General features: G+C 72.6%; 13 protein-coding genes and 1 pseudogene. 8 read left to right on the top strand and 6 right to left on the bottom strand.

Annotated features, from left to right (window positions below; genetic code table 11):
* Positions 1–971, bottom strand: a 971-nt coding sequence (gene dapA, locus CKO13_RS06585) for a 4-hydroxy-tetrahydrodipicolinate synthase (RefSeq protein ID WP_200258187.1), incomplete at its 3' end; no start/stop codon positions are given.
* Positions 972–1,149: 178 nt separating this feature from the next.
* On the opposite strand from dapA, the gene CKO13_RS06590 reads away from it, so the two are divergent.
* Positions 1,150–1,677, top strand: a complete 528-nt coding sequence (locus tag CKO13_RS06590; RefSeq protein ID WP_200258190.1) for a glycine cleavage system transcriptional repressor — start codon at positions 1,150–1,152, stop codon at positions 1,675–1,677.
* A 48-nt stretch (positions 1,678–1,725) separates the two neighbouring features.
* Entirely contained in the window at positions 1,726–3,096 is a 1,371-nt protein-coding gene (locus CKO13_RS06595) for a PhoH family protein (RefSeq protein ID WP_200258193.1), read from the top strand.
* Here the strand turns inward: CKO13_RS06595 and CKO13_RS06600 are convergent.
* Positions 3,093–4,187 (bottom strand): AI-2E family transporter, encoded by a 1,095-nt coding sequence (locus CKO13_RS06600; protein WP_200258243.1) that lies wholly within the window; start codon positions 4,185–4,187, stop codon positions 3,093–3,095. The genes CKO13_RS06595 and CKO13_RS06600 overlap by 4 nt on opposite strands.
* Positions 4,188–4,268: 81 nt before the next feature.
* Between CKO13_RS06600 and CKO13_RS12995 the strand changes: the two genes are divergently transcribed.
* Genes CKO13_RS12995 through CKO13_RS06615 form a run of 3 tightly spaced genes read left to right on the top strand, consistent with a single transcriptional unit; the run spans position 4,269 to position 7,363 of the window.
* Positions 4,269–5,495, top strand: a complete 1,227-nt coding sequence (locus tag CKO13_RS12995; protein WP_338034594.1) for a M48 family metalloprotease — start codon at positions 4,269–4,271, stop codon at positions 5,493–5,495.
* Between the two features lie 60 nt (positions 5,496–5,555).
* Entirely contained in the window at positions 5,556–6,323 is a 768-nt protein-coding gene (locus CKO13_RS06610; protein ID WP_200258208.1) for a poly(R)-hydroxyalkanoic acid synthase subunit PhaE, read from the top strand.
* Positions 6,323–7,363: an alpha/beta fold hydrolase gene (locus CKO13_RS06615; RefSeq protein ID WP_200258220.1), complete on the top strand. Its 1,041-nt coding sequence runs from the start codon at positions 6,323–6,325 to the stop codon at positions 7,361–7,363. Before CKO13_RS06610 ends, CKO13_RS06615 begins: the two co-directional genes overlap by 1 nt.
* 253 nt (positions 7,364–7,616) lie before the next feature.
* On the opposite strand, the gene phbB is transcribed toward CKO13_RS06615, so the two are convergent.
* From phbB to CKO13_RS06630, 3 genes and pseudogenes are all read right to left on the bottom strand, one after another.
* Positions 7,617–8,363 (bottom strand): acetoacetyl-CoA reductase, encoded by a 747-nt coding sequence (gene phbB, locus CKO13_RS06620; RefSeq protein ID WP_200258222.1) that lies wholly within the window; start codon positions 8,361–8,363, stop codon positions 7,617–7,619.
* Positions 8,364–8,532: 169 nt separating this feature from the next.
* Positions 8,533–8,970 (bottom strand): annotated as a pseudogene (gene phaR, locus CKO13_RS13110) (polyhydroxyalkanoate synthesis repressor PhaR); the annotation flags it as partial.
* A gap of 60 nt (positions 8,971–9,030) precedes the next feature.
* Positions 9,031–10,068, bottom strand: a complete 1,038-nt coding sequence (locus CKO13_RS06630; RefSeq protein ID WP_200258225.1) for a type IV pilus twitching motility protein PilT — start codon at positions 10,066–10,068, stop codon at positions 9,031–9,033.
* Positions 10,069–10,255: 187 nt separating this feature from the next.
* On the opposite strand from CKO13_RS06630, the gene CKO13_RS06635 reads away from it, so the two are divergent.
* Positions 10,256–11,080: an HDOD domain-containing protein gene (locus CKO13_RS06635; RefSeq protein WP_200258227.1), complete on the top strand. Its 825-nt coding sequence runs from the start codon at positions 10,256–10,258 to the stop codon at positions 11,078–11,080.
* Here CKO13_RS06635 and pabB read toward each other — a convergent pair.
* Positions 11,077–12,438 (bottom strand): aminodeoxychorismate synthase component I, encoded by a 1,362-nt coding sequence (gene pabB, locus CKO13_RS06640; RefSeq protein ID WP_200258236.1) that lies wholly within the window; start codon positions 12,436–12,438, stop codon positions 11,077–11,079. The genes CKO13_RS06635 and pabB overlap by 4 nt on opposite strands.
* A gap of 79 nt (positions 12,439–12,517) precedes the next feature.
* On the opposite strand from pabB, the gene CKO13_RS06645 reads away from it, so the two are divergent.
* Positions 12,518–13,261: a YebC/PmpR family DNA-binding transcriptional regulator gene (locus tag CKO13_RS06645; RefSeq protein WP_200258238.1), complete on the top strand. Its 744-nt coding sequence runs from the start codon at positions 12,518–12,520 to the stop codon at positions 13,259–13,261.
* A gap of 5 nt (positions 13,262–13,266) precedes the next feature.
* A partial coding sequence (ruvC, locus tag CKO13_RS06650) for a crossover junction endodeoxyribonuclease RuvC (protein WP_200258240.1) occupies positions 13,267–13,714 on the top strand: 448 nt, incomplete at its 3' end.

Genomic DNA, 13,714 nt, shown 5'->3' on the forward strand with positions numbered 1-13,714 from the left:
CCGCCGAGGACGCTCATGCGGCTGTCCTCGATGTTGCACCCGGTCTCGCTGACCGCCGCGCCGAGCTCCTGGACGATGCCGGGGCGGTCGTGGCCGAGGCCGGTCATGGCCTGGCGCACCACCTGCTGGCCCGGCTCGGTCAGCCGCGTCATCGGCAGGCGGATCGCCGGCCCGGCGAGGCCGAGCTGCTCGACGGCCCACTTCGCCGGGATGGGGTTCGGCTCCGAGAACATCGCCTGGTGGAGCTCGGCCAGGCGCGCCTCGATCTGCTCGGCGCGCGCCATGTCGCCGTCGAGGGCGGCGGCGCAGAGGTCGTGCATCTGCCGCGGGGCGACGTTGGCGCTCACCGAGACCACCCCCTTGCCGCCGACGCGCATCATGCCGAGGGCGTTGAAGTCGTCGCCGGCGAAGACGTCGAGCCGGTCGCCGCAGCGCTCGATGACCGCCTGGGCGCGCTCCACGGTCCCCTGCGCCTCCTTGAGGCCGACGATGTTGGGGATCGCGGCGAGGCGCTCGACGGTCTCCGGGAGCATGTCGCAGCCGGTGCGCCCGGGGACGTTGTAGAGGATCTGCGGGATGGGGACCTCCTCGGCGACCGTCGTGAAGTGCTTGACGAGGCCCTCCTGGCTCGGCTTGTTGTAGTAGGGCACCACCAGCAGCGCCCCGTCGCAGCCGCTCTCCATGGCGCTGCGGGTCAGCTCGACGGCCTCCCAGGTCGAGTTGGCGCCGGTGCCCCCGATCACCGGGATGCGGCCGCGGGCGGCCTCGACCACCCGGCGGATGACCCGGCAGTGCTCGTCGTAGTCGAGGGTCGCCGACTCGCCGGTCGTCCCCACGGCGACGATCGCGTCCGAGCCGTTCTCGACGTGGAACTCGACGAGCCGCTCCAGCGCCTGCTCGTCCACGGCGTCCCGGATCCCGTCCTGCGTCTGCATCGGGGTGACCATGGCCACCATGCTGCCGTGGAACATCACACCACCTCCGTCCTGCGCCAATTGCCCTGCAAAGGATTTATGGTACTAACAGGGGGGAACGCCGCCAAGCGCGCGCCCGCCGCGGGTGGGACGCGCCGGCGCCGCCCCCCTGAAACGCCCCCTATCCGTGGTATATTTCAGGGAAGATAGCTGAACCGCAGAAAGCGAGCGCGCCATGCAGAACCTAATGGTCATCACCGCCCTCGGCCACGACCGCCCCGGCATCGTCCAGGAGCTCGGCGCGGCGGTCAGCGAGACCGGGTGCAACATCGAGGACAGCCGCATGAGCGTCCTCGGCGGCGAGTTCGCCATCATCCTCATGGTCTCGGGGCGCTGGAACGAGCTCGCCAAGCTCGAGTCGAGCCTGCCCAACACCGCCAAGCGCATGGGCCTGGAGGTCCACATCCGGCGCACCGAGCCGGCCCAGGGCGGCGAGCAGCTGCGGCCCTACACCGTCGAGGTGGTCTCCCTCGACCACCCCGGCATCGTCGCCGAGCTGGCCAACTTCTTCGCCACCCGCGAGATCAACATCCGGGACCTGAGCACCGCCAGCTACGCCGCGGCCCACACCGGGACCCCCATGTTCTCGGTCCACATGACCGTCGACGTCCCCGCCGGCGTCCACATCGCCGGGCTGCGCGACGAGTTCATGGACTTCTGCGACCAGCTCAACCTCGACGCGCTCATGGAGCCGGCGAAGTAAGCGCCCCGCCGGCGCCGCGGCGGCGCCGGCCCACGAGGATCGCGCACCATGACCACGCCCAAGCCGCCGGAACGCCGGGTCTACCTGCTCGACACCTCGGTGCTCATCCACGACCCGACGGCCCTGTTCCGCTTCGAGGAGCACGACATCTGCCTCGCCATGGCGGTGCTCGAGGAGCTCGACGCGGCCAAGGAGGGGCTCTCCGAGGTCGCCCGCAACGCCCGGCAGGTCAGCCGCTTCCTCGACGCCCTGCTCGCCGGCCACGCCCCCGGCGAGCTCGCCGAGGGGGTCCCGCTCGGCGCCGGCGGGCCCGGCGACCCGGCCGGGCTGCTGCGCTTCGAGACGAGCCCGGGCGGCGGCGACGCCGCCATCCTCGCCGCCGCCCAGCAGCTGCGCGAGCGCCTGCCCGAGCAGACCCCGGTGCTGGTCTCCAAGGACATCAACCTGCGCATCCGCGCCCAGGTCGCCGGCATCGCCGCCGAGGACTACGAGAGCGACCGGGCCATCGACGACGTCGACCTGCTGCCCACCGGCGTCGACCCCCTCCCCGCTGAGGCCTGGGCCGCGGCCACCGCCGAGGGCCAGGGCTGGCGGGTCGAGCGCCCGGCCGGGGCGCCGTGGCGGGTCAACCAGTGCCTCTACACCGCGGACGGCTTCGAGGGCGTGGTGCGCTCGGCGGACGGCTTCGAGGGCGTGGTGCGCTCGGCGGACGCCGAGGCAGTCCACCTCGAGCCGGTCAGCGACTACCGCCACCGGCGCTCGGTCTGGGGCGTCCGGGCCCGCAACCTCGAGCAGAACTTCGCCCTGAACCTGCTCATGGACCCGGAGATCGACCTGGTCTCCCTGATCGGCCCTGCCGGCACCGGCAAGACCCTGCTCACCCTCGCCGCGGGGCTGGCCCAGACCCTCGACGAGGGGCGCTACCGGGAGATCATCGCCACCCGGGCGACCGTCGCCCTCGGCGAGGAGATCGGCTACCTGCCGGGCACCGAGGAGGAGAAGATGACCCCCTGGATGGGGGCGCTGATGGACAACCTCGAGGTGCTCACCGCCCCCGGCGCCGGGGCCGCCAGCGACTGGGCGCGGGCGGCCAGCGCCGACCTGCTCCACTCGCGGGTGCGCATCCGCTCGCTGAGCTTCATGCGCGGGCGGACCTTCCTCGAGAAGTTCGTCATCCTCGACGAGGCGCAGAACCTCACCGCCAAGCAGATGAAGGCCCTGATCACCCGCGCCGGGCCGGGGACCAAGATGGTCTGCCTCGGCAACATCGGCCAGATCGACACCCCCTACCTGACCGAGGCCACCTCGGGGCTGACCTACGTCGTCGACCGGCTCAAGGACTGGCCCCACAGCGGCCACGTCACCCTGCGCCGCGGCGAGCGCTCGCGCCTGGCCGACTACGCCTCGGAGGCCCTCTAGGCCTCCTCCGGCGCCGCCGCGGCGCGCTCCGGCTCGGGCGGGGGCTTGCGGCGCATCCACGCCTTGATGATGGCCTGGATGAACGTCGCCAGCGGGATGGCGAAGAAGATCCCCCAGAAGCCCCAGATGCCGCCGAAGACCAGGATGGAGACGATGATCGCCACCGGGTGGAGGTTGACCACCTCCGAGAAGAGCAGCGGCACGAGGACGTTGCCGTCGAGGACCTGGATGATGGCGTAGGCGATGACGGCGTAGATGAACGGGTCCGAGAGCCCGTACTGGAAGTAGGCGATCATCGCCACCGGCAGGGTGATCGTGAACGCCCCGATGTACGGGATGATCACCGACAGCCCCGTGGCCACGGCCAGGAGCATGGCGAACTGCAGCCCGAGCAGCGAGAAGGTGACGTAGGTGACGAACCAGACGATGAGGATCTCGATGAACTTGCCGCGCACGTAGTTGCCGATCTGCAGGTCCACCTCCCCCCAGACCTCGGAGGCCAGGGCGCGGTGGCGCGGCAGGTGGTTGCTGAGCCACTCCAGCAGGGAGCGCTTATCCTTGAGGAAGAAGAAGACGAGGAACGGCACGAGCACGGCGTAGACGGCCAACGTCCCGAGCACGAGCAGCGACTGGACGGTCACCGAGGCCACGACCCGCTGCCCCCATTCCGTGATGTCGCGCCGCGCGGCGTCGAGGATCTGGCGGATCTGCTCCTCGGAGAAGAGCTGCGGGTAGTGCTCGGGCAGCTGCAGGAGCAGCTGCTGGCCCTGGGCGAGGATCGCCGGGAGCTGATCGACCAGCTGCGCCACCTGCCGGTAGAGCATGGGGATCAGGGCGAAGAGCACCAGCACGAGGAAGGCGGTCAAAAAGAGGATGACCACCGTCACGGCCAGCAGCCGCGGCACGCCGAAGCGCTCGAAGGCGTAGACGACCCCCTCGAGCAGGTAGGCGATGACCAGCGCGGCGATCACCGGCGCCAGCGCGTTGCCGAGCAGCAGCAGCGCCGCCAGCCCGGAGACCATCAAGACGATGAACGCGGCGATCTGGGGGTCGTTGAACGTGCGACGGAACCAGCTGCGAATCAGCTCCACAGGGACCTCCTGGGCGGCTACTCGAGCGGATGATAACCCAGGCGCGGCCGCGAGCAGGCCGAGCTCCTCCAGGATCCCGAGATCAACCAGTACGTCCAGGACCTCGGCCGCCGGCTCCTCGCCTACGGCGACCCGCCGGAGCTCGACTTCCACTTCTTCGTCATCGAGGACGGGCGCATCAACGCCTTCGCCATGCCCGGCGGCCACATCGGGGTGCACACCGGGCTGATCCGCAAGACGCGCTCCGAGAGCGAGCTCGGCGGGGTCATCGCCCACGAGATCGCCCACGTCAGCCAGCGCCACATCGCCCGGCAGCTCGGCCACTCCCAGCGGCTCAACCTGCAGACCGCCGCGGCGCTGATCGCCGCCGTGCTCCTCGGCAGCCAGGACCCGCAGGCGGGCAGCGCCGCCGCCATGGCCGGCATGGCCGCCCCCATCCAGCAGCAGCTCGGCTACTCGCGCCAGCACGAGCGCGAGGCCGACCGCACCGGGGTGCGCATCATGGCCGACGCCGGCCTCGACCCCCACGGCATGCCGCGCTTCTTCGAGCGCCTCGCCGAGGCGTCGCGCTACGCCGAGCGGCCGCCGGAGTACCTGAGCACCCACCCGCTCACCCAGGACCGCATCGTCGAGGCCCGCGACCTCGCCGAGCGCGCCCGGCCCGAGGACCCCTTCAACAGCGGCCACCACGCCTTCGTCCGGGCGCGGCTCGAGGTCCTCGCCCGCCAGGCGGACAGCAGCAGCGCCGTGGCCGCGCTCCACGACGAGCTCCGGCGCGCCGCCGGGCCCACCGAGCGCGCCGCGGCGACCTACGGCCTCGCCCTCGCCCTCTCCCGCGAGGCGCGCCGGCACGAGCAGGCGCTCGCCCTGCTCGGCACCCTCGCGCCGCTCCACGCCGACCGGCTCTACGTCCTGCTTGGCCGCGGCGAGATCCTGCGCCGCGCCGGGCGCCCCGAGCCGGCCCTCGCCGCCTACGCCGAGGCCCGCTCCCTCTACCCCGGCAGCAGCGCCGCCGTCTACCGCCACGCCGAGACCCTGCTGCAGCTCGGCCGCGCCGAGCCGGCCCGCCGGCTGCTCAGCCGCGCCGTGCGCGACGGCCACGACGCCCCGCAGCTGCTGCGCCTGCTCGCCGACGCCGCCCACGCCAGCGGCCGCGAGGCCGAGGGCTACATCGCCCTCGCCCGCCACTACCACGCCCTCGGCGAGCGCGAGACCGCCCGCGCCCAGCTGGACAACGCCGTCCGCACCGCCGAGAGCGCCTACCAGCGCGACCGCGCCGAGGCGCTCCGGGAGCGCTGGACGCCGTAGCGCACCACGCCGCCCTGCTAGTGTTAGACTGCGCCACCATACTGTACGAGTGGCTCGGGAATGGGGGCAGACGAGGCCTACGGCAGCGAGTGGCGCCACTTCCGCCACACCGCTGAGGCGCTCGATGCGCTGTGGGAGGCGCTGCAGGCCGACGAGGCGGTGCGCGCGCAGGCCCTGCGCTCGGCCGTGCACGGCCTGCAGGGGCAGCTCGACGCCGCCTTCACGGCCCTGCAGGCGGCCGCCCAGGCCCCCCTGCCCGACGACCCGGAGGCCGGCGAGCACTGGCTCGGCCCCTGGCTGCAGGCCGCCGCCCGCCTCGGCCCCCTCCACGAGCAGGCCGAGCGGCTCCAGGCGGGCCGGGCGGCGCTAACGCGCTACCGCCAGGCGTACGCCGAGTGCTGCGGGCTGCTCCACGAGAGCGCCCGGGAGGGGCTGGCGCGGCTCGAGGCCCGGCTGCTCGAGGAGGCGCCGCCGGAGAGCCTGCGGGCGCTCTACGAGCTGTGGCTCACCGAGGGCGAGGCCGCCTACGAGGCGCTGCTCGGCTCGGAGCGCTGGGCCGACGCCTTCGGCCGGCTGGCCAACGCCTCCACGGAGCTCATCGGCTGCTACCAGGCGGCCCTCGACGAGGGGCTGCGCACCCTCGACCTGCCCAACCGCCAGGACCTCGTCGACACCCAGCGCCGCGTCGCCCAGCTCGAGCGCCAGAGCCGCCGGCAGGCCGCCGCCGAGGAGGTCCGCGGCCTGCGCGACGAGGTGGCCCGCCTGCGCGCCGAGCTCGACCGGCTCCAGGCCGCCCCCTCCGCCTCGCCGGATGAGCCCTCGGCGTAATGCCGCGCCGCGGGCCCAGCGCCGAGCTCCTCGACTGGCAGCAGCGCCTCGCCCGCGCGCTCGACGGCGTTGCCCAGGCCCCGGCGGCGGGCGGCCAGGGGGCCACCGCCGCCGAGACGGCGCACCGCTACAGCGAGCGCATCCGCCTGCAGCGCTACACCCCGGAGCGCGGCGGCGGCGCACCGGTGCTCATCGTCTACTCCCTGGTCAACCGCCCCTTCATCCTCGACCTCACGGAGCGGCGCTCGCTCATCCGCGCCCTCCTCGAGCGCGGCCACCCCGTCTACCTCCTCGACTGGGGCTACCCGCAGGGCGCCGACCGCTTCCTCAGCCTCGACGACTACATCGGCGACTTCCTGGCCAGCGCCGCCGAGGACGTCGCCGCGGCCGAGGGCGCCCGCCCCCACCTGCTCGGCGTCTGCCAGGGCGGGGTCTTCGCCCTCTGCCTGGCGGCGCTGCACCCCGAGCGGGTCCGGCGGCTGGTGACCCTCGTCACCCCCGTCGACTGCCGCACCGCCGACGACCACCTCAGCCGGATGGCGCAGCACGTCGACTTCGACCGCGCCGCCGAGACCCTCGGCAACGTCTCGGCCCACTGGCTCAACGCCGTCTTCGTCGCCCTCAAGCCGTACCGGCTGCTCTCCCAGCGCTACGTCGACCTCCCCGAGCTCGCCGACCAGCCGGAGGCGCTGGACGACTTCCTGCGCATGGAGCGCTGGATGTACGACAGCCCCGACCAGGCCGCCGCCGCCTTCGCCCAGTTCGCCCGCGAGCTCTACCAGCGCAACCGCCTCTACCACGGCACCCTGGCGCTCTGCGGCGAGCGCGTCGGCCTCGACCGGGTCCGGGCCCCCGTGCTCAACGTCTACGCCGCGCAGGACCACCTCGTCCCGCCGGCGGCGGCGCAGGCCATGGGCCCCCTGCTGGCGAGCCGCGAGTACGAGGAGATCGCCTTCCCCGGCGGGCACCTGGGGGTGTTCATCAGCCGCCGCGCCCACCGCGAGCTCATCCCCCGGATCGCCGAGTGGCTCGGCCGGTGAGCCCGCCTTGCCTCGCCGCGCTGCGGTGTACAAGAATGCCCGGGAGAATAAGCGCCGAGCCGCAGGCCGAGCCGTGCGGCCGGGCAAAAAAAACCCCCTCAGGGAGGGGGCAAGCGTTGGCGACGATTGGCCTCCTTAATGGAGACGCCGCCAGGAGGAGACTGGCTAAAGAAGAGCACCGCGTCGATGTTGCTGTGCAACATGATAGCCGGCTCACAAACCGGCTGTCAAACCCCTGTAAGCGTCCGCGCCCCTAGAAGCTGCAGAACAGGCCGCCGTTGACCGGGATGTTCGCCCCGGTGATGTAGGCCGACTCGTCGGCGACGAGGAAGGCGATCACCCGGGCGATCTCCTCCGGGCGCGCCAGGCGGCCGACGGGGACCTGCGAGACGATGCGCTCGAGGGTCTCGTCGGGCATCTCGGCGGTCATGCTCGTGTCCACGTAGCCCGGCGAGACGGTGTTGACGGTCACGCCCTTGCTCGCCCCCTCCTTGGCCAGGGCCATGGTGAAGCCGTGCATGCCCGCCTTGGCCGCCGAGTAGTTCGTCTGGCCGAGCTGCCCGGACTGGCCGTTGACCGAGGAGATGTTGACGATGCGGCCGAAGCGGCGCTCGCGCATCCCGGCGACGAACTGCCGGGTGACGTTGAACACGCCCCGGAGGTTGACGTCGAGGACCGACTCCCAGTCCTCCGCCCCCATCTTGTGGAAGAACTTGTCGCGGGTGATCCCGGCGAGGTTGACCAGCACCTCCACGGGGCCGTGCTCGCGCTCGAGCTCGGCGGCCGCGCGCTCGCAGGCCGTGATATCGGTGACGTCGCACTCGATGTAGCCGACGCTGTAGCCCTCCTCGCGCAGCCTCGCCTGCCAGCCGGCGGCGTCCTCGGCCCGGGCATCGATACAGGTGGCGACCACCCGGTAGCCCTGGGCTGCGAGCTCGCGGCAAACCGCGGTCCCGATCCCGCCGTTGCCTCCGGTAACCAAGGCCAAGCGACCTGCCATGACAACACCTCACTTCGCGGAGAGGGCACGGCCCTCGAAAAATGGTAAGCATGGCTGCAGCGCACCATTGTTGTGCACTGCGGCATGAGCTACGCCGAAAGCATATGCTGCGATGCAGCGAGGTGTCAACAAGGCGGGGCTCGGGTCCGTCCCGAGGCCGCTCGGGGCCGTCGCGGGGGCTATCGAAGCCGCTCATCTGCCGCCACATGGCGAGGTTGCGCTCGGCGATCTGGGTCAGCAGGCTCATCGGGCTGTGGTCCATGAGCTCGCGGGTGCGCTCGTGGAAGACGCGCTGCTGGTCCGCCCACAGCTCGAGGCTCTTCTCGAGGTAGCTGGTGAGCATGCTCTGCATGTTGCCGCCGTAGGCGCGGATGAGCTGGGCGAGCAGCTGGCTGGAGAAGATCGGCTCGCCGCCCTCCTCCTCCTCGCTGATGATCTGCAGGAGGATCGAGCGGGTGATGTCCTCGTTGGACTTGGCCTCGACGACCTGGAAGTCCACCGCATCGAGCACCAGCCGCTTGACGTCGGCGAGGGTGATGTAGCTGGAGATGGCGGTGTCGTAGAGCCGCCGATTGGGGTATTTCTTGATGATCCGCTTATCCGACATGGGGGTCCCTCCGGGCGCAAGCCTGCTGCACGCTAGGCCGCGCCCCCTCGAGTGTCAAGGCTAGCCGAGGCTGTCCTGGTGGACCGCCGCGGCGCGCGCCTCCTCGCGCTCGACGAGCCCCTGCTGGAGGAGCTGCTGCAGGCACTGGTCGAGGGTCTGCATCCCCACCGAGCGCCCCGTCTGGATCGCCGAGTACATCTGCGCGACCTTGTCCTCGCGGATCAGGTTGCGGATCGCCGAGGTGCCGATCATCACCTCGTGGGCGGCGACCCGGCCGCCGCCGATGCGCTTGAGGAGGGTCTGCGAGACGACCGCCTGCAGCGACTCCGAGAGCATCGAGCGGACCATCGCCTTCTCCGCCGCCGGGAAGACGTCGATGACCCGGTCGATGGTCTTCGCCGCCGAGCTGGTGTGCAGGGTCCCGAGCACCAGGTGCCCGGTCTCCGCGGCGGTCAGCGCCAGGCGGATCGTCTCCAGGTCGCGCAGCTCGCCGACGAGGATGACGTCCGGGTCCTCGCGCAGGGCGGAGCGCAGGGCGTCGCTGAAGGCGTGGGTGTCGCGGTGGACCTCGCGCTGGTTGATCACGCAGCGCTGGGAGGCGTGGACGAACTCGATGGGGTCCTCGACGGTGAGGATGTGGCCGTACTCCGAGCGGTTCTTGTGGTCGACCATCGCCGCCAGGGTCGTCGACTTGCCGGAGCCGGTCGGCCCGGTGACCAGCACCAGCCCCCGCGGGCGGTCGGCGATGGTGCGCAGCACCTCGGGGGCGCCGAGCCCCTCGAGGGTCGCCACCTCCGAGGGGATGGCGCGGAAGACGGCGGCCGGGCCGCGGCTCTGCTGGAAGGCGTTGACGCGGAACCGGGCCAGCTCGGGGACCTCGAAGGAGAAGTCGACCTCGAGCCGCTCCTCGAACTCCCGGCGCTGGCGATCGCCCATGACCTCGTAGATCAGCCCCTGGAGCGTGCGCGCATCCAGGGCATCGACGTTGATCCGGCGCACATCGCCGTCGACCCGGATCAGCGGCGGCATCCCCGCCGACAGGTGCAGATCCGAGGCGTCTTGCTCGACGGCGAAGGCGAGCAGCTCTGTGATCTCCATACCCCTGCGCTCCCCGTGGTTGCCCAAAGCCCCCTCACGCTCTTCGGGGGAATGTCCTGAGCACACTAGCAGAGCCGCCTCGCCGAGGGATACGGCCGGCGCCGCTGCGTCGTGATCGCTGTTACAATTGGGATGCTTTAACGATAGCAATGCGCATCCCCACGCTCACCCAGCCCGCAGGCCCGAGATGACGACGCTCGAGCAACTCGGCGGCCGCGAGACGCTCCCCGCCCTGCCCTACGCCGCCCACGAGATCCTGGTCGCCACGAGCAGCGAGGAGCCGGATATCAGCGATGTCGCCGCCACCATCGCCCGCGAGCCGGGGCTGACGGCGCGCATCGTGGCGATCGCCAACCACGCCTTCTTCAAGCGCCAGGAGACCGTCTACGGCCTCGAGCAGGCGATCCTGCGCATCGGGCTCAACCGGGTCCGGGTGCTGGCCACCTCGCTGCTGCTCAACCAGGTCTTCGACGCCTCCGCCTGCCCGGCCTTCCAGCTCGAGCGCTACTGGCACGACGCCCTCGCCACCGGCTTCTGCGCCGCGCGGCTCGCCCCGCACACGGCCCCCGGCGAGGACCAGGAGGCCGCCTACCTCGGCGGCGTGCTGCACAGCATCGGCCTGCTGCTGCTCGTCCACACCTTCCCCCACACCATGAACCGCGTCCTCGCCGAGCACGAGGCCGACCCCGAGCGCTCCCTGGCGGCGCTGAGCTACGCGGCCCTCGGCTGCGAGCACGGCGAGGCCGGCGAGCTGCTCCTGCGCGAGTGGGAGGTCCCGGAGGCGATCGCCGTCATCGCCGGGCACGCCCACCAGCCCGGCTACCGCGGCGAGCACGCCGCGCTCGTCGAGACCGTGCGCTTCGCCCACGAGTGGCTGCAGCAGGGGCTCGACCCGCAGCGCACCGAGGGGGTGCCCGACCTCCCGGCGCCGACGCTCGAGCGCATCGCCCGCGCCTGCGAGGCGGAGCGCGAGTCGCTCGCCGCCTTCGCGCAGCTGCTCGCCGAGGGCTAGCCGCCCGCGCCCTGCGCCAGGCCGAGGAAGGCCACCGCCTTGTCGAGGGTCTCCTGGCGCTCCGCCTCGCACGTCGAGTCGGCCACCACCCCGCCGCCGGCCCAGTAGGTCATCCGCCCCTCGGCGCAGACGGCCGTGCGGATGGCGACGCTGGTGTCCATCCGCCCGTCGAGGCCGAGGTAGCCGATGGCGCCGCAGTAGACACCCCGCGGGCCGGGCTCGAGCGCCTCGATGATCTCCACGGCGCGGCGCTTGGGCGCGCCGGTGATCGAGCCGCCCGGCAGGCAGTCGCGCAGCAGGTCGGTGGCGCCGCGGCCCGGGCGCAGCCGCCCGGTCACCGTGCTCGTCAGGTGGTGGACGGTGGCGAAGCGCTCGGCCCGGCACAGCGACGGCACCGCCACCGTGCCGGTGGCGCACCCCTTGCCGAGGTCGTTGCGCAGCAGGTCGACGATCATGACGTTCTCGGCGCGGTCCTTGGCGCTGGCGAGCAGCGCCCGGCGGTGGCGCTCGTCCTGCGCCGGGTCGGCGCCGCGGGGCCGCGAGCCCTTGATCGGCTCGGTGGTCACGCGGCCCGCGCCGTCGAGGCGCAGGAAGCGCTCCGGCGAGAGGCTGAGGACATCGAGCCCGGGCAGGCGCAGCCAGGCGGAGAACGGCGCCGGCGAGGCCGCCCGCAGGGCGAGGTAGGCGCCCTGGGGGTCGCCGGCGTAGGGCGCCGAGAAGCGCCGGGCGAGGTTGACCTGGTAGCAGTCGCCGCTGCGCAGGTACGCCTGGACGCGCTCGAAGGCCGCCGCGTAGCCGGCGGCCGCCGGCTCCTCGGTCACGCCCCCGGTGACCCGGAAGGCGCCCGGCGCCGCCTCGCCCGCCAGGCGCCGCTCCAGGGCGGCGAGCCACTCCTGGTCCAGGCGCGGCCCGACGGCGGTGCTGCACCGGCGGTGGTGGTCGACGACCACCGCCGTGTCGTAGAGGCCAACGGCCATCTCCGGCACCGCCGGGGGGCGTCCCGCCACGCCCAGCAGGCGCCGGCCGAGGTCGTAGCCGAAGTAGCCGACGGCGCCGCCGACGAACGGCACCGCCTCGCCCCCCGTGACCCCGCCCCGCTCGGCGAGCGCCTCGGCGAGGTGGCACAGGGGGTCGCCGCGGCGGCGGACGGTCCCGCCGGGACGGCGGATCGTGGTCACCCCGCCGGCGGCGGTGAGCGTGACGGCCGGGCGGGCGACGAGGATGTCGTAGCGCCCCGCCCCCTCGCCGCCGCGGCCCGAGTCGAGCCACGCCGACCACGGCTCGCCGGCGAGCGCGCGCAGCGCCGCGGCGCCGTCACCGATGTACGGCAGGGAGGCGGTCTGCAGGGGAGCGGTCATAGCGGGCCTTTGGGCAGGTCGACAGCGTGGTATCCTTGGGGGCTGCTCCACTCACAATGGCGAGAGTCTACCGAGACCCATGGCCGGACACAGCAAATGGGCCAACATCAAGCGCCACAAGTGGGCGCAGGACGCCAAGCGCTCCAAGATCTTCACCAAGCACATCCGTGAGATCACCGTCGCCGCCCGGCTCGGCGGCCCGGACCCGGAGACCAACGCCCGGCTGCGCCTCGCCCTCGACCGCGCCTTCGCGGTCAACCTGCCCAAGGACCGGGCCGACGCCGCCATCAAGAAGGGCGCCGGGCTCGAGGAGATCGTCAACTACGAGGAGATCCGCTACGAGGGCTACGGCCCCGGCGGCACGGCGATCATGGTCGACTGCATGACCGACAACCGCAACCGCACGGTCTCCGAGGTCCGCCACGCCTTCAGCAAGCACGGCGGCAAGATGGGCACCGACAACTCCGTCGCCTACCTCTTCCAGGAGCGCGGCGTGCTCACCTTCCCGGCGGAGACCGACGGCGACCGCCTGCTCGAGGTCGCCCTCGAGGCCGGCGCCGAGGACCTCGCCGAGAACGACGACGGCTCCCTCGAGGTGCTGACCACGCCGAGCGCCTACCGCGAGGTCCGCGACGCCCTGCTCGCCGCCGGCCTCGAGCCGAGCGAGGCGGACGTCACCCAGCGCCCGGACATCACCGTCCACGTCGAGGGCGACGAGGCGCGCAGCACCCTCAAGCTGCTCGAGTGGCTCGAGGACCTCGACGACGTCCAGCACGTCTACACCAACGCCGAGCTGCCGGCCGAGGCGTACGAAGGGGCCTAGGGGGCATGCCGCGGATCCTCGGCATCGACCCCGGCTCCCGGATCACCGGCTACGGCATCGTCGACGACGCCCGGACGCCCCGGCTCGTCGCCGAGGGGACCCTGCGCCTGCCCCGCGGCGCCGCCCTCGGCGTGCGCCTCGGGCGGATCTACACCGGCGTCAGCGAGCTCATCGCCGAGCACGCCCCCGACGAGGTCGCCCTCGAGCAGGTCTTCGTCCACCGCAACCCGGACACCGCGCTCAAGCTCGGCCAGGCCCGGGGCGCGGCGCTGACCGCCTGCGTCAACGCCGGCCTGGAGATCGCCGAGTACGCCCCGGCGCAGATCAAGCAGGCCGTCGTCGGCGGCGGGCGCGCCGACAAGCGCCAGGTCGGCTACATGGTCCGCGCCCTGCTGCGGCTGACCGCGACGCCGGCCGAGGACGCCGCCGACGCCCTCGCCGCCGCCCTGTGCC

Source organism: Halorhodospira neutriphila, from assembly GCF_016584055.1.
Classification (GTDB): Bacteria; Pseudomonadota; Gammaproteobacteria; order Nitrococcales; family Halorhodospiraceae; genus Halorhodospira; species Halorhodospira neutriphila.